The organism is Amycolatopsis sp. 195334CR (assembly GCF_017309385.1).
Lineage (GTDB): Bacteria > Actinomycetota > Actinomycetes > Mycobacteriales > Pseudonocardiaceae > Amycolatopsis.
Genome location: NZ_JAFJMJ010000001.1, coordinates 1,434,625 through 1,449,950 on the forward strand (window position 1 = coordinate 1,434,625; position 15,326 = coordinate 1,449,950).

Below are 15,326 nucleotides of genomic sequence, written 5' to 3' on the forward strand. Positions count from 1 at the left end.
AAAGTTAGAGGGTGCGCGCCCTCTCAGGGAACGACGTGGCGTTCTTCGGCGAAATGGCAGGCGCTGGAATGGCCGCCGGTGCGGAGTTCGAGTGCGGGTTCCTCGGTGGCGCAGACGTCCTGCGCCTTCCAGCAGCGTGTCCGGAATGGACAGCCGGAGGGCGGATCGACCGGGCTGGGCACATCGCCCTCCAGCCGGATGATCTGGCGGTGACCGCGCAGTGACGGGTCGGCTACCGGAACGGCGGACAACAGCGCCTGGGTGTACGGGTGGGACGGCCGGTTGTAGATGTCGTCCTCGGTGCCGATCTCCACGATCCGGCCGAGGTACATCACCGCGACCCTGGTGGACAGGTGCCGGACCACGGAAAGGTCGTGGGCGATGAACACATAGGACAATCCGAATTCGGCACGCAGGTCCTCCAGCAAGTTCATCACCTGCGCCTGGATGGACACGTCGAGCGCCGAAACGGGTTCGTCGCAGATGATCACCTTGGGCCGCAGGGCGAGCGCGCGGGCGATGCCGATGCGCTGGCGCTGACCGCCGGAGAACTGGTGGGGGTAGCGGTTGAGGTGCTCGGGGTTCAGCCCGACCACCTCCAGCAGCTCGCGCACCTTGGCCGGCCGGTCGCCCTTCGGGGCCACCTCGGGGTGGATCTCGAAGGGCTCGCCGACGATGTCGCCGACGGTCATGCGCGGGTTGAGCGAGGTGTACGGGTCCTGGAGCACGATCTGGATGTTGCGGCGGAGCCGCCGGAGCTCGGCGCCGCGCATGGCGAAGATGTCGCGCCCCTCGAAGAAGGCCTGGCCCGCCGTGGGTTCTTCGAGTCGCAAGAGGACCTGGGCGAGCGTCGACTTGCCGCAACCGGACTCGCCGACGATGCCGAGCGTCTCGCCGGGGGCGAGGTCGAAGGAGACGCCGTCGACGGCCTTGACCTGCCCGACGGTCCGCTTGACCACGACGCCGGTGCGGACCGGGAAGTACTTGACCAGGCCGGAGACCCGGAGGATGGGCTCAGTCACCGTGCATCACCTCGGTGGCGAAGTGGCAGGCGCTGTACCGGCCAGCCTCCGGCTCCGCCACGGGCGGCAGGTCCGTCGAGCACACGTGCTCCGCTCGTTTGCAGCGCGGGTGGAACGGACAACCCGGCGGGATGTCCAGCAGGCTCGGCGGCAGCCCGCTGATCGTCTCCAGGCTCTGCCCCTTCAGGTCGAGGCGGGGCAGCGAGTTCATCAGCGCCGCGGTGTACGGGTGCGCCGGGGCCCGGAACAACGTGTGCACGTCGGCCTGTTCGACGATCCGCCCGGCGTACATGACCGCGATCCGGTCGGCCACCTCGGCGACCACCCCCAGGTCGTGCGTGATCAGCACCAGGCCCATCCGGCGCTCCGCCTGGATCTCCGCCAGCAGGTCCATGATCTGCGCCTGCACGGTCACGTCCAGCGCGGTCGTCGGCTCGTCGGCGATCAGCAGTTCCGGGTCCAGCGCCAGCGCCATCGCGATCATCGCCCGCTGCCGCATCCCGCCGGAGAACTGGTGCGGGTACTCCCGCACCCGCGCCGCGGCGTTCGGGATGTGCACCTGGTCCAGCAGCTCCACCGCCCGCGCCCGCGCCGCCCGGCGGCTCAGGCCCTTGCGCAACCGCAGTTGCTCCTCGATCTGGAAGCCCACGGTGAACACCGGGTTCAACGCGGACAGCGCGTCCTGGAAGATCATCGCGATGCCGCCACCGCGCACCTCCCGGCGGCGACGGGCACCCACCGCCAGCAGGTCCTCGCCGTGGAACCGGATCGCGCCACCGGTGACCACCGCCGGCGGCGTGTCCAGGATCCCCAGCACCGCCTGCGCGGTCACGCTCTTGCCCGACCCCGACTCCCCCAGCACGGCCAGGGTCTCCCCCGCGTCCACGTGGTAGCTCACCCCGTTGAGCACGCTCGCCACCCCGTCGGGCGTGCGGAACTCCACGCGCAGGTCGTCGATCTCCAGCAGTCTGTCCATTGTGGATCACCGGGTCCGCGGGTCGAGGGCTTCGCGCACCGCGTCGCCGAGCATGACGAAGGCCAGCACGGTGGTGACCAGGAAACCGGCCGGGAACAGCAGCAGGTGCGGGGCGGCGCGCACGTAGTTCCGCGCGTCGTTGATCATCACGCCCCACGAGACCACCGGCGGCCGCAGCCCGATGCCCAGGTAGGACAGCGTCGCCTCGACGCCGATGAACGCGCCGAGCGCGATGGTCGCGTAGACCAGCACCGGCGCCAGGCAGTTCGGCAGCAGGTGGCGGAAGATGATCCGCCCGCCGCTCGCGCCCAGCGCCCGCGCCGCCTTCACGTAGTCCTGCTGCTTCGCGGTGATCGCCGCCGAGCGCATGATCCGCAGCGACACCGGCCAAGACAGCAACGCGATCGACAGCACCACCTGCACCACGATCCGCACCGCGCCGGCGTCCCCGGCGGAGTTCAGCGTGGTCAGGATGACGATCGCGCCGAGCACGAACGGCAGCCCGAAGAACACGTCCGCGATCCGCGAGATCACCGTGTCCAGCCAGCCGCCGTAGTACCCGGCCAGGATGCCGAACACGCCGCCGAGCAGCACCACGCCCAGCGTGGCCAGCACACCGACCACAATGGACGCCCGCGCGCCATGGATCACCCGCGCGTAGATGTCGTAACCCTGGTTGTCGTAACCGAACCAGGCCGCCGACGAGGGTGCCTGCCGCTGCCGCCCCAGATCGCCGAGGTTCGGGTCGGCCGAGGTGAACAGCGTCGGGAACAACGCCATCACCACGATCAGCAGGATCACCGACGAGGAGATCCAGAACATCGGCCGCCGCCGCAGTTCGCGCCACGCGTCGCTGAACAGGCCGCGGGGGCGGGACGACACCCCGGTCGCCGCGGTGGCCGGGTCAGTCATAGCGGATCCTCGGGTCGAGCACGCCGTAGAGCAGGTCGACGAGCAGGTTCATCACCAGGTAGACCAGCACCAGCAGGACCACCAGCCCGGTCACCGTGGCGCCCTCCTTGGACTGGATGGACTTGAAGATCAGCCCGCCGATGCCGGGGATGTTGAAGATGCCCTCGGTGACGATCGCGCCGCCCATGAACGCGCCGAGATCGGTGCCGAGGAAGGTGATCACCGGCAGCGCCGCGTTGCGCAGCATGTGCACACCGACCACCCGCGACTGCGGCAGGCCCTTCGCCACCGCCGTGCGCACGTAGTCCGCGCGGCGCGTCTCGGCGATGCTCGCCCTGGTCAGCCGGGCCACGTAGGCCATGGACAGGCTGGCCAGCACGAACCCGGGCACGATCAGCTCACCGAAACCCGCCTTCGACGAGACGGTCGGGTTGATGATCCCCCACTCCAGCCCGAGCAGCAGCTGCAGCACGTACCCGGTGACGAAAACCGGGATGGAGATCAGGAACAGCGTGGACACCAGCACCAGGCTGTCCAGGAAACCCCGCCGCCGCAGGCCGGTGACCACGCCGGCGGTGACCCCGATCAGCGCCTCGACCGCCAGCGCCACCAGTGCCAGCCGCAGCGTCACCGGGTAGGCGTTGGCGATCAGCTCGCTCACCGGCACCCCGGAGAAGGTCTCGCCGAAGTCCCCGCGCAGCAGGTTCCACAGGTACTTCCCGTACTGCACGAAGATCGTGTCGTCCAGGTTGTACTTCTCGTTCATCGCCGCGACGAAGGAGTCCGGGCAGTCCCGTTCCCCGCACTTCCCGGCGAACGGATCGCCGGGAAGCGCCCACACCAGCAGGTAGATGCCGAAGGTGGTGCCGAGGAACACCGGCACCATCTGCAGCAGCCGCCGCAGCACGTACCGGCCCAACTCAGGCCACTTCGACGCTGGTCAGGTCCAGCTTCCGGAACGCGCTGAGCTTGGCCGAGGACAGCCGGTCGCTCTTGCCGCCGATGGTGTTCTGCGTCCACAGTGGAACGAACGGCAGGTCGTTCAGGATCATCTTCTCGGCCTCGAGGTAGAGCTTGATGCTCTCCTCCTCCGAGGACGCGGTGTCCGCGGCGGCCAGTTTCGCGTCGACCTCGGGGTTCGAGTACTCGCCGTCGTTCGACGAGGCCCCGGTCCGGTAGATCGGGTTGAGGAAGTTCTCGATCGACGGGTAGTCGGCGACCCAGCCGGCGCGGTACATGTCGGTCATCTCGCGGGCGTTGATCTTCCCGCGGAAGTCGCCGAGGCTGGTGGCCGGTTCGAAGACGCACTCGATGCCGAGCGTGTTCTTGATGCTGTTCGCCGCCGCGGTGGCCCATTCGCTGTGCCCGCCGTCGGAGTTGCTGATGATCTTCAGCGTGCCGGTGAAGCCGGACTTCGCCAGGTGCTCGCGCGCCTTCTCCGGGTTGAACGTGCACAGCTCGCCGCACTGGCCCTTCTGGTACCCCTTGAGCAGCGGGTGCACCAGGCCGTCGGCGGGCTGGCGGCTGCCCTCGTAGATGCGGGTGGTGATCTCCTCGCGGTTGATCGCCATCGAGATCGCCTTGCGCAGGTCGGGGTTCTTGTACTTCTCCTGGTACAGCGGGAAGGCCAGCGTCTGGTTGATCAGCGAGTCGCGCTCGACCACGCGGTCGCCGAGGTCGGTCTTGTGCTGCTGCCCGGCCAGCGCGTTCGGCGGCAGCTCCTCGATGAAGTCGAGCTGGTTGCCGACCAGGTCCGGGTAGGCGGCCTCACGGCTCTGGTAGACGCGGAAGGTCAGGTCCTTGAACTTCGGCTTGTCCATGCCCGCGTACTCGTCGAACCTGGTCAGCTTGACGTCGGCGCCGACCTGGCGCGAGACGAACTTGAACGGCCCGTTGCCGATCGGCTTGGCCTCGAAGGCGGCCTTGTCGGCGAAGAACGAGTCCGGCAGCGGCGAGTACACCTCGTAGCCCAGCTTGACCTTGAACACCGGCGACGAGTTCTTCAGCGTCACCTCGAAGGTGGTGTCGTCGATGACCTTGAGCCCGGACATCTTGTCCGTGGTCGGCGCCGGGGCCGGCTGCGGGCCGCTCTTGCCGTCCGGGTCGGCCGGGTTGACCTCGTCGTAGCCCTGGATGTCGGAGAAGAACGGCGCGCCCTGCGTGGCGTTGGGGCCGTAGGCGGTCCAGTTCCACGCGTCGACGAAGTTCTTCGCCTTGACGTCGGTGCCGTCGTGGAACTTCCAGCCCGGCTTCAGCTTGAAGGTGTAGACCTTCGAGTCCACGTCGGTGATCGAGTCGGCGACCGCGTTCTTCACCTCGGTCGTCTGCTGGTCGTAGTCGATCAGGCCGGTGAACATCGCGTCCATCACCTGCCCGCCACCGAATTCGGTGGTGTTGCCGGGAACCAGCGGGTTCTCCGGTTCGGTGTTGAACACCGAAATCGCCCCTTCGGTGTTCCCCGTGCCCGGCGCGTCGTCCCCGCCGCCACCGCACGAACTCAGCAGCAGGGTCGCCGCCGCCAAGACCACCGTCGTCCGCATTCGCGCCTTCATGAACCGGCAGGCTAGCCCGGTGGGTGAGCCAGACCACAGACGCAAATCATTGCGAAAGAATCACGATGATCCACATTGCTCCGTCAGCATTACACCAACGGAGCAACGTGAACCCGCTGAATGCCGTAAACCGTTTACCGCACTTGTCACACCAGCGAAAGCGCGATCCCGTCGAGGATGTCGTGCTCGCTGACGACCAGCTCGGCCGGGCCGCCGCGGGCGGCGAACTGCTCGGCCAGCGCCCGCACGATCACCGCGCCCCCGCCGATCACGTCCACCCGGCCCGGGTGGATCACCGGGTTCGCCGCCCGCACCGCGTGGTCCACGCTCAGCAGGTTCTCGGCGAGGCGGTCGATGTCGGCACGGGACAGCTTCGACAGGTGCACGCGCTCGTTGTCGTACTGCGGGAGTTCCTGCGCCACCGCGGAAAGCGTGGTGACGGTGCCCGCGACGCCGATCCAGGAGTTCGCCCGCGACACGTCCACCGCTTCGAACGCCTCGGTGAGCACCTCGGTGGCCAGCTTGTGCGCCGCGGTGATCTCGTCGGCGGTCGGCGGGTCCGACTTCAGCGTGCGCTCGGTGATCCGCACGCAGCCGATGTCCACCGAACGCGCGGCGAGCACCTCGGCGCGCTTGCCGTCCCAGGTGCCCAGCACCAGCTCGGTCGAGCCACCGCCGACGTCGACCACCAGGAACGGGCCGTCCTCGGGGTCCTGCTCGCCCACCGCGCCGGTGAAGGACAGGCGGGCCTCCTCGTCGCCGCTGATGACCTCGGCCTCGGTGCCCAGCACCTCGCGGGTCATCGCGAAGAACTCGTCGCGGTTGCTCGCGTCGCGGGTGGCCGAGGTGGCCACCATCCGCACCTTCTCCACGCCCTTGCGGCGAGCGGCGACGGTGTAGTCGGCCAGCGCGGCACGCGTGCGCTCCAGTGCTTCCGGGGCGAGCCTGCCGGTGGCGTCCACCCCCTGCCCGAGCCGCACGATGCGCATCTCGCGGTGCAGGTCGCGCAGGTCGACCGTGCCGTCGTGGCGTTCGGTCAGCTCGGCGACGAGCAGGCGGATGGAGTTGGTCCCACAGTCGATGGCGGCAACACGAGGCATGGGACCACCCTAACGACGAATGCCCACCGGCCCGTGCGGGCTGGTGGGCATTCGCCCTACCGAGTTCTCAGGGAGTCGGCGCCTCGGAGGAGGTGTCCTCGCACAACGGCGGCTCGCCCTCGGCGGGCGGTTCCGGCGTGGTGCCGGGCTCCGGCGTCACGCAGTCCGGCGGCGTGGTCGTCTCCGGCGGCGTGCTCGACGGCGGGTTCGAGGACGACGGCGGGTTCGACGAGCTGGGCGGGTTGCTGCTGGACGGCGGGTTCGTCGTGCTCGGGATCGACGGGTTGCTGCTCGAAGGCGGGTTGCCGCTCGACGGCGGGTTCGAGGTCGACGGCGGGCTGGTCGGGCCGGTCGACGGCGGAACCTGCGGCACCGGCACCTCACCCGGCGCGCCGCCACCCGACGGGGCCTGCGGGGCGGCGAGGATCGGGCCCTGGTGGTCCGTGGTCGGGTGCACGCCCTTCGCGTACGCCTCGGCCCAGGTGAGCACCGTGCGCACGTACGAGTCGGAGTGGTTGTAGCGGAACACCGCGGTGGCGCGCTGGGCCGGGTCGGCGGTGTTCAGCCCGCCCGAGCACAGGTAGCGACCGGCGCCGAGGGTGGCGTCGTAGATGTTGTTCGGGTTGCGCTCGCCGTCGCCGTTGCCGTCGGAGGCGTAGCCCTGCCAGGTCGACGGGATGAACTGCATCGGGCCGACCGCGCGGTCCCAGACGGTGTCGCCGTCGTAGGCGCCGCCGTCGGTGTCGCTGATCGCGGCCACCGGGCCGACGCCGTTCAGCACCGGCCCGAGGATCGGCGCCCTGGTGTGCCCGGCGACGTCGACGTTGCCGCCGCGCGCGTGCCCGGATTCGATGCGGCCGATGCTGGCCAGCAGCGACCAGTGCATGTTGCAGCTGGGCTGGCTGGCCGCCAGGTGGTCGGCGGCCCGCGTGTACGCCTTCAGCGCGGAACCGGGGATGCCGAGCGGGCCCGATGGCAGGCCGGCGTTGCCGTTCAGCGCGTCGGCGTTGGCCGCGTCGGCGAGCAGCTGCTCACCGATGGAGTCGCCGTTGGGCAGGCTGCCGTTCACGCTGAGCGGATTGCCCTGCGCGTCCACCGGCTGGCCCTGCGCGTTCAGGTAGCGGGCGGGGCCGGTCTCCTGGCCGAGCAGGCTGAGCCCGCTGATCCCGCTGGCGGGCACGATGAGCGGCAACGCCAGTAGCGGTGCCCCCCAAGCCATCGCCCGCGTCCGTCGTCTGCTCTGTCCGGCGCGTGTCCCGCGCCTCTGCCACACCCGCACCCGGAAGACCTCCACGTCCGCGCCGTCACCGCACTTGGTAGCTCAGCATGCCGGATGTGAAGTGGGCGAAAACACCGGCAACGCGCAAAAGCCCGCGGCTCTGTCAGATTTCCACAAACCCGGCGCTTCCGTTCATCGAACGGCAACAATCGGCGGCCGAATGGCCCAGTACTTTCGTTGTACAGACCCGCAACCGGGTACTTAGGGTACCGACCCAGCCGAACTCGGTGACGACGAAGGCGGCGTGCTCGGTTCACACGGCGGCAGCGAGGACGACGGGGGCGGCGTGCTCGAAGACGGCGGTGCCGACGAACTCGGCGGCGTCGATTCGCAGGTGGGCGGCGGTTCGCTCTGCGACGGCGGGAGGGACGGGCCCGGCTCGCCCGGTCCCGGCGGGTTCGACGGCCCCGGCACCGAGGGGTCCACCGGTGCGGGCGGCGGGGTGACCGGTGCGGGCGCGGGCGCGGAGGCGACCGGGTCCCCCGCGGCGCCCACCGGGACCTCGCTGTCCGGGAGCGGGGTCACCCCGGTGCGGTAGGCCTCCGCCCAGCGGATCACCGTGGCCACGTAGGTGTCGGAGTTGTTGTAGCGGAAGATCGCGGTGCGCAACTGCTCCGGGTTCGCCAGGTCCATGCCACCCGAGCAGAGGTAGCGACCGGAACCGAGGGTGGCGTCGTAGATGTTGTTCGGGTCGGTCACGCCGTCGGCGTTGCCGTCCGAGGCGTAGCCCTGCCAGGTCGACGGGATGAACTGGGTGGGCCCGACCGCCCGGTCCCACACCACGTCCCCGTCGTAGCGGCCGCCGTCGGTGTCGCGGATCGCGGCCACCGGGCCGACGCCGTCCAGCACCGGGCCCAGGATCGGTTCGAGCGTGTTGCCCTTCTCGTCGAGATAACCGCCGCGCGCGTGGTTCGACTCGATCCGGCCGATGCTGGCGATCAGCGCCCAGTCGATGTGGCAGGCGGGCTGCTCGGAGGCGAGGATGTTCGCGGCGTTCTGGTAGGCGCGCAGGGCGGAACCGGGGATGCCGAGCTGACCCGGCGGCGGTGTGTCGACGAGCAGCGCCTCGGGATCGGGCGGCTGCGGCAGGCTGCCGTCCACGCCGACGAGGCCGGTGCCCGGATCACCACCACCGGTCGGCGGCACGATCTGCCCGACGTTGTCGAGCCAGCCCTCGGTCCCGCCGGTCAGCCCGAAGGTGGGCGCGACCGCGATGAGGCCACCGAGCACGGCGAAGGCCGTGCGGTGGCGCAGACCGAATTCCTGGGACACCTCACCGGCCGCGCCGGAGACCGCGAACAACCGCACGCCGAGAACGCCTTTCCCTGCAGATCCCTACCCGGTTGAGTTATCTCCGACCGGCCCGCCGCCGTTACTGTCCTTTTGCGACAGACGCGCAGTCACCGGACGGCCAGCCTTCGGCTTGCAACAGCGCCAAAGTCTCGTCGCCGAACGGGTTCACGCCCGGCCCGCAGGCCAGCGTGTGCGCGAGGTGGACGTGCAGGCACTTGACCCGCCCCGGCATACCGCCCGCGGTGACCTCGTGGCCCAGCGGTTCGATGGCGTCGCGCTGCGCCAGGTAGGACTGGTGCGCTCGAAGGTAGGCGGCGGCCAGTTCCTCGTCCTCGCCGAGCCGGTCGGTCATCTCCTTCATCAGTCCCGACGCCTCCAGCCGCCCGACCATCGAGGCCAGGCGCGGGCAGGTCAGGTAGTACAGCGTGGGGAACGGGGTGCCGTTCTCCAGTTTCGGACTGGTCTGCACCACCGAGGGGTGCCCGCTCGGGCAGCGGGCGGCCACCGCGCGCAGGGCCCGCGGCGGGCGCCCGAGCTGCTCGGCGATCACCGCCTTGTCCTGCTCGGTGACGGGTTCGAAGTGGGGGGTTTCGGTGCTGCTCACGGCGGTCAGCGTAACTACCCCGTCGCCTGGTCCCACAGGCGCTCGTACCACGGCCCCGATGGCGGCGGTGCCTGCTCGGCCGGGCCCTGGTTCGGTGCCTGCTGCTTGTCCTCCGGCAGCTGCACCATGTACGGGGTCTCGCCCGGCATCACGTAGCGCAGCCGGCGCCGCGCCTCGGCCTGCACCTGGGCCGGATCGGCCAGCTCGGCCTTGCGGGCCTCCAGCTGGGCGACCTCGTCACGCAGCCGCTCGCGCTGCTGCTGTTGCTCGGAGACCTCCGAGCGCTGGGTGAGGTAGGTGCGCAGCGGCACGGCGATGGTGAAGGCGAGCGCGCAGACCACGATCGCCACCACCGCCGCGCGCCGGGTGTTCGACAGGCCGAGCACGCGGGCGGCACCCGAAGCGCGTTTCGCGCTCCAGCCCCGCCGCAGCCGGGCCCGCCTGCCCTCCCGGTGCACGCGCTCCGGCCGGCGGGCGTAGGTCTTCCTCGCCCGCCCGCCGGTGCGCTCCCGGCTTCTTCCGCCGCGCTCGGCCATGCTGGATCAGGACTCCGGGGTGAACCTCGGGAAGGCCAGGTCACCGGCGTACCTGGCCGCGTCGGCCAGCGTCTCCTCGATGCGGAGCAGCTGGTTGTACTTGGCGATGCGCTCACCGCGGGCGGGCGCGCCGGTCTTGATCTGGCCGACGCCGGTGGCGACCGCCAGGTCCGCGATGAAGGTGTCCTCGGTCTCGCCGGACCGGTGGCTCATCATCGACTTGTAGCCGTAGGAAGTGGCCAGCGACACCGCGTCCAGCGTTTCGGACAGGGTGCCGATCTGGTTGACCTTCACCAGCAGCGCGTTCGCCGCGCGGCGGGTGATGCCGTCCTCGAGGCGCTCCGGGTTGGTCACGAACAGGTCGTCGCCGACCAGCTGGACGCGCTCGCCCAGTTCGGCGGTCAGCCGGACCCAGCCGTCCCAGTCGTCCTCGCCCAGCGGGTCCTCGATGGAGACCAGCGGGTAGGCGTCGACCAGTTCGGTGTAGTAGCCGATCAGCTGCTCGGCGCTCTTCTTCGCGCCCTCGAAGCTGTAGGCGCCGTCGCCGAAGAACTCGGTGGCCGCCACGTCCAGCGCGAGCGCGACGTCGCGACCGGGCGCGTAACCCGCCTTCTCGATCGCGGTGATGATCAGGTCCAGCGCCTCGCGGTTGTTCTTCAGGCTCGGCGCGAAACCGCCCTCATCACCGAGGCCGGTGGCCAGGCCGCGGCCCTTGAGCACGGACTTGAGCGAGTGGTAGACCTCGGTGCCCCAGCGCAGCGCCTCGCGGAAGGACTCCGCGCCGATCGGGGCGATCATGAACTCCTGGATGTCCACGTCGGTGTCGGCGTGCGCGCCACCGTTGAGGATGTTCAGCATCGGCACCGGCAGCACGTGCGCGTTCGGCCCGCCGAGGTAGCGGAACAGCTCCAGCTCGGCCGAGTCCGCGGCGGCCTTGGCCACCGCGAGCGACACACCGAGAATGGCGTTCGCGCCCAGGCGGGACTTGTCCGGCGTGCCGTCCAGGTCCACCAGCTTCTGGTCGACGATGCGCTGGTCGACCGCGTCCACCCCGGCCAGGTCGGGGCCGATCTCGTCGAGCACCGCGGCGACCGCGCGCTCCACGCCCTTGCCGCCGTAGCGGGCGGTGTCACCGTCACGCAGCTCGACGGCTTCGTACTCACCGGTCGACGCACCCGACGGGACCGCGGCCCGCGCGAGCGTGCCGTCGTCGAGGGCCACCTCCACCTCGACCGTCGGGTTGCCGCGCGAATCCAGAATCTCGCGCGCGCCTACCTGCTCGATTACCGCCACGCCTTGCTCCTCGTCCGGTTGTCCCAGCCTCGACGCCGCCCAGCGTAGCCGTTGCCGGGGGTCACCCGTTGGAGGCTCACGTCACCCGTTGCGGATGACCTGCCAGCCCGCCGGCAGCTCGACCTGGTCGGACACCTGCTGCCAGAAGGTCCAGCTGTTGCCACCGCAGTCGGGCACGGTGAACACGCGCGCACCGTACGGCTGGTCCTGCGGCGGGGCCACGTCGGCGTCCTCGCCCAGCGCCGCGCAGACCCGGGTGTACTGCGCGTCGACGTCGTCCACGTAGACGATGTTGAGCTGGCCGACCGGGCCGTCCACGCCCTTCGACTCCCAGTAGTCCGAGCCGGCGCCCGCCAGCTGCACGTCGGCGTCGCCTGCCTGGAGGGTGGCCTGGAAGACCACGCCGGAGGCGTCGACGAACCGCACCTTCTCGGTGAAGCCGAACACCCTGACCAGCCAGTCCAGCGCCTCGGTGGCGTCGGTGTAGTAGAGGTACGGGGCCAGCCCGAGGTACCGCGGCCCTTGTTCGTGCCCATCGCTCATGACCGGTTAGTCCACCATGGGAAAGCCCGGCGCGCGGCACACCCCCTCCTCCGTGCCAGGTTGATCACCAGCTCGGCCGTCGCGCGGGTCCGGGAGCGCGGGTACCGTCGAACGGACCATGGTTGCGCACGAGCAGGACCCGGCCGAGGACCGTTTCGCGGCGTTCCGCGAAGCGGAGCACCTGGTCGGGGCGCGCCGCCCGCTCGAAGCGCTGAAGCTGCTGGAGCCGGTGCTCGCGGCCGAACCGGACAAGCCGAGCGTGCAGTTGCTGGCCGGGCGCGCCTACTTCCTGTCCGCCCAGCTGCGCCACGCCGAAGCCGCGCTGACCAGGGTGGTCGAGCTGGACCCGACCGACCACTACGCGCGGTTCGTGCTGGGGCGCACGCTGCAGCGCCTGGGCAGGCTCGCCGAAGCGCTCGGGCAGATGCGCATGGCGAACGCGATGTACCCGGTGGCCGACTACCAGGACGGCGTGTCCGAACTGACCGCCCGCCTGGCGCTGCGTGAGGACAACGCCTAGCGCGGAGCCGCCTTCGCCCGCAGGTGCGCGCGTTCGCCCTGCTTGCCGAACAGCGAGAGCAGCTCGACCGGGTAGTCACCGGCCGCGCCGAACCAGTGCGGCACGCGCGTGTCGAACTCGGCGGCCTCCCCCGGCCCGAGCACCATGTCGCGGTCACCGAGGATCAGCCGCAGCTTGCCGTCCAGCACGAACATCCACTCGTACCCCTCGTGGACCGCCAGGTCCGGCTCGTACCGCGGCGGCACGATCAGCTTGTACGCCTGCGGCTGGCCGGGCCGCTTGCTCAGCGCCATCATGGTCATGCCGTTGGCCTGCTTCGCCTCGATGCGCACCCGCGGATCACCCACGGCCGGCGCGCCGACCAGGTCGTCCAGCGGGACCTGGTACGCCCTGGCCAGCGGCAGCAGCAGCTCCAGGGTGGCCCGCCGCCGGCCGGACTCCAGCCGCGACAGCGTGCTCTGCCCGATACCGGTCGCCTCGGCCAGCGCGCCGAGCGTCATCCGCCGCTCGCGGCGCAGCGCCTTCAGTCGCGGGCCGACTCCGCTGAGTACCTGCTCGATCTCGGACATCCCCCGATTTTGCCAGAACGGCAAAGTTCTTTGCCAGATTCTCCGGGGCTGCGGATGCTCGGGGACATGAGCGAATACGACGTGGTGATCATCGGCGGCGGGCCGGCCGGGTTGAACGCGGCCCAGGTGCTGGCGCGGGCGCGAAGGCGGGTGGCCGTGGTCGACGGGGGCAATCCCCGGAACGCCCCGGCCGACGGTGTGCACGGCTTCTTCACCAGGGACGGCGTGCCGCCCGGTGAGCTGCTCGCCATCGGACGGTCCGAAGTGGAGGGTTACGGCGGTGAGGTGGTCGACGGGGTGGTGCGGCGGGTGCGGCACGACCGGACCGTCGAACTGGCCGACGGGCGGCAGCTGGCGGCCAAGCGGCTGCTGGTGACCACCGGGCTGACCGACGAGTTGCCGGAACTGCCCGGCGTGCGCGAGCTGTGGGCGATCGACGTGCACCACTGCCCGTACTGCCACGGCTGGGAGGTCCGCGACCAGCGGATCGGCGTGCTCGGCACGTCGCCGAACTCGGTGCACCACGCCGAACTGCTGCGCGAGTGGAGTGACGACGTGGTGTTCTTCGGGCACCAGAACCCGCCGGACGCCGACGGGCTGGCCCGGCTGAGCGCCCGTGGCGTGAAGGTGGTCTCCGGGCCGGTGTCCCGGCTGGTCACCGCGGAGCACCGGCTGCGCGGGGTGGAGTTGACCGACGGCACGGTGGTCGAGCGGGACGCGGTGTTCCTGGCGCCGAAGTTCGTGCCGAAGGACCGGATCCTGACCGGACTCGGGTGCGCCCACGGCGAGGACGGGCTCGTCGAGGTGGACGGGAGCGGGCGCACCAGCGTGAAGTGGGTGTGGGCGGCGGGCAACGTGGTCGACCTGCGCGCGCAGGTGATCACCGCCGCCGGGGACGGCGCGCGGGCGGCCGTCGCGATGCACGCGGACCTGATCGGAGCGGGTGAATGAGCCAGGCGATCGAATTCTGGGAGGACTTCTACGCCGAGCGCGAGGTGTGGTCGGGTCAGCCGAACGCGCTGCTGGTGCGGGAGGCGGCCGACCTGCCGCCGTCCACCGCGCTGGACCTCGGCTGCGGTGAGGGCGCCGACGTGATCTGGCTGGCGTCGCTGGGCTGGCGGGCCACCGGGGTCGACGCCTCGGCCACCGCGTTGAAGCGGGCCGCCGCGCACGCCGCCGACGCCGGGGTCACCGAGCGGGTCGCCTGGCAGCAGCACGATCTGTCACTGTCCTATCCGGACGGCGAGTTCGACCTGGTCACCGCCGCGTTCCTGCACTCACCGGTGGCCGGGGACGGCGAGCGGAACCGGATTCTGGCGCAGGCGGCGAAGGCGGCGGTGGCTCCTGGCGGGCTGCTGCTGATCATCGGGCACGCCGGGGAGCACCCGAAGCACGGGCCGCTGCCCACCACCGCCGAGGTGCTGGCCGATCTCGCGCTCGGCCCGGACTGGACGATCGAGAAGGACGAGGTGGTGTCCCGGCCGGAGAGCAAGGCGGGTACCGGCCTGGACAACCTGCTCCGCCTGCGGCGTCAGGGTTTGCGGCCGTAGACCAGGAAGACCACGCGGTCGTCGGCCTCCCAGCGCCGCACCCGCACCTCGGCGAAGCCGGCCGCGACCGCGGCCGCTTCGTCCACATCGGACGGAATGGGCAGGTCGGCGGCGACGTGCTCGGCGATCGGCCCGGACGGGTTGAAGGTCCCGGCATACGGCAGCGTGAACGCGACCCGGCCGCCGGGCTTCAGCACGCGCAGCCAGTCTTCCAGTGCTGGCAGGCCGAGGAAGTGCAGCGAGGAGGCGCAGAGCACCAGGTCCACTTCGGACACCGGCGCCGGGACGGCGGACCCGGTGCGCCAGTCGATCCGGCCCGCCGGGTCGAGTTCGGCGGCACGCTGCTTCGCGCGTTCGATCATGCCGCCGGAGAGATCGACCGCGGTGACGCGTGCCGGGTCGAGCAGCCGCAACGCGGCGAAGGCGGCAGCTCCGGTACCGGTGGCCGCGTCGAGCACGTGCTCGGCGGGCGGTTCGAGACCGGCGACCAACTCGGTGGCGACCAGGTCGTGGAAACCGTTGGCGTCGTAGGCGGGTGCTTGCTCGTCGAACAGGAATGCGGGCCCCATGATCGGAA

At 70.6% G+C, this 15,326-nt stretch carries 17 protein-coding genes; 3 read left to right on the top strand and 14 right to left on the bottom strand.

Annotation, left to right across the window (positions count from 1 at the left end):
- Positions 1-23 precede the first annotated feature (23 nt).
- The 12 genes from JYK18_RS06975 to JYK18_RS07030 form a co-directional block, all read right to left on the bottom strand.
- Positions 24-1,022, bottom strand: a complete 999-nt coding sequence (locus tag JYK18_RS06975; RefSeq protein ID WP_206801327.1) for an ABC transporter ATP-binding protein — start codon at positions 1,020-1,022, stop codon at positions 24-26.
- Positions 1,015-1,998: an ABC transporter ATP-binding protein gene (locus tag JYK18_RS06980; RefSeq protein ID WP_206801328.1), complete on the bottom strand. Its 984-nt coding sequence runs from the start codon at positions 1,996-1,998 to the stop codon at positions 1,015-1,017. Before JYK18_RS06980 ends, JYK18_RS06975 begins: the two co-directional genes overlap by 8 nt.
- A gap of 6 nt (positions 1,999-2,004) precedes the next feature.
- Entirely contained in the window at positions 2,005-2,910 is a 906-nt protein-coding gene (locus JYK18_RS06985; RefSeq protein ID WP_206801329.1) for an ABC transporter permease, read from the bottom strand.
- A complete protein-coding gene (locus JYK18_RS06990; protein WP_206801330.1) occupies positions 2,903-3,829 on the bottom strand; it encodes an ABC transporter permease in 927 nt (308 codons plus the stop codon). The genes JYK18_RS06985 and JYK18_RS06990 overlap by 8 nt, the downstream gene beginning before the upstream one ends.
- A 1-nt stretch (position 3,830) precedes the next feature.
- Positions 3,831-5,462, bottom strand: a complete 1,632-nt coding sequence (locus tag JYK18_RS06995; RefSeq protein WP_242578990.1) for an ABC transporter substrate-binding protein — start codon at positions 5,460-5,462, stop codon at positions 3,831-3,833.
- 146 nt (positions 5,463-5,608) lie between these two features.
- Complete coding sequence (locus JYK18_RS07000; RefSeq protein WP_206801331.1) at positions 5,609-6,562, bottom strand: Ppx/GppA phosphatase family protein; 954 nt, start codon at positions 6,560-6,562, stop codon at positions 5,609-5,611.
- Positions 6,563-6,629: 67 nt separating this feature from the next.
- Positions 6,630-7,781: a lytic transglycosylase domain-containing protein gene (locus JYK18_RS07005; RefSeq protein WP_206801332.1), complete on the bottom strand. Its 1,152-nt coding sequence runs from the start codon at positions 7,779-7,781 to the stop codon at positions 6,630-6,632.
- 261 nt (positions 7,782-8,042) lie between these two features.
- Positions 8,043-9,149: a lytic murein transglycosylase gene (locus JYK18_RS07010; RefSeq protein ID WP_307795803.1), complete on the bottom strand. Its 1,107-nt coding sequence runs from the start codon at positions 9,147-9,149 to the stop codon at positions 8,043-8,045.
- A 64-nt stretch (positions 9,150-9,213) separates the two neighbouring features.
- Positions 9,214-9,738: a DUF501 domain-containing protein gene (locus JYK18_RS07015; RefSeq protein ID WP_206801333.1), complete on the bottom strand. Its 525-nt coding sequence runs from the start codon at positions 9,736-9,738 to the stop codon at positions 9,214-9,216.
- Positions 9,739-9,752: 14 nt separating this feature from the next.
- Positions 9,753-10,274 carry a septum formation initiator family protein gene (locus JYK18_RS07020; RefSeq protein ID WP_206801334.1) on the bottom strand — a complete coding sequence of 174 codons (522 nt, stop codon included), beginning with the start codon at positions 10,272-10,274 and terminating at the stop codon, positions 9,753-9,755.
- Between the two features lie 6 nt (positions 10,275-10,280).
- Positions 10,281-11,567 carry a phosphopyruvate hydratase gene (gene eno / locus JYK18_RS07025; RefSeq protein WP_153029174.1) on the bottom strand — a complete coding sequence of 429 codons (1,287 nt, stop codon included), beginning with the start codon at positions 11,565-11,567 and terminating at the stop codon, positions 10,281-10,283.
- 81 nt (positions 11,568-11,648) lie between these two features.
- Positions 11,649-12,110 carry a glyoxalase/bleomycin resistance/extradiol dioxygenase family protein gene (locus tag JYK18_RS07030; RefSeq protein WP_206801335.1) on the bottom strand — a complete coding sequence of 154 codons (462 nt, stop codon included), beginning with the start codon at positions 12,108-12,110 and terminating at the stop codon, positions 11,649-11,651.
- Positions 12,111-12,228: 118 nt separating this feature from the next.
- Here JYK18_RS07030 and JYK18_RS07035 point away from each other — a divergent pair, with 118 nt between their 5' ends.
- Positions 12,229-12,630, top strand: a complete 402-nt coding sequence (locus JYK18_RS07035; protein ID WP_206801336.1) for a tetratricopeptide repeat protein — start codon at positions 12,229-12,231, stop codon at positions 12,628-12,630.
- Here the strand turns inward: JYK18_RS07035 and JYK18_RS07040 are convergent.
- Positions 12,627-13,199, bottom strand: coding sequence for a helix-turn-helix domain-containing protein (locus JYK18_RS07040; RefSeq protein WP_206801337.1), 573 nt, complete (start codon positions 13,197-13,199; stop codon positions 12,627-12,629). The genes JYK18_RS07035 and JYK18_RS07040 overlap by 4 nt on opposite strands.
- A 66-nt stretch (positions 13,200-13,265) precedes the next feature.
- On the opposite strand from JYK18_RS07040, the gene JYK18_RS07045 reads away from it, so the two are divergent.
- Complete coding sequence (locus JYK18_RS07045) at positions 13,266-14,150, top strand: NAD(P)/FAD-dependent oxidoreductase (RefSeq protein WP_242578991.1); 885 nt, start codon at positions 13,266-13,268, stop codon at positions 14,148-14,150.
- Positions 14,147-14,749, top strand: a complete 603-nt coding sequence (locus tag JYK18_RS07050) for a class I SAM-dependent methyltransferase (RefSeq protein ID WP_206801338.1) — start codon at positions 14,147-14,149, stop codon at positions 14,747-14,749. Before JYK18_RS07045 ends, JYK18_RS07050 begins: the two co-directional genes overlap by 4 nt.
- On the opposite strand, the gene JYK18_RS07055 is transcribed toward JYK18_RS07050, so the two are convergent.
- Entirely contained in the window at positions 14,731-15,318 is a 588-nt protein-coding gene (locus tag JYK18_RS07055) for a class I SAM-dependent methyltransferase (RefSeq protein ID WP_206801339.1), read from the bottom strand. The two genes, JYK18_RS07050 and JYK18_RS07055, sit on opposite strands and share 19 nt — an antisense overlap.
- Positions 15,319-15,326: the final 8 nt, after the last annotated feature.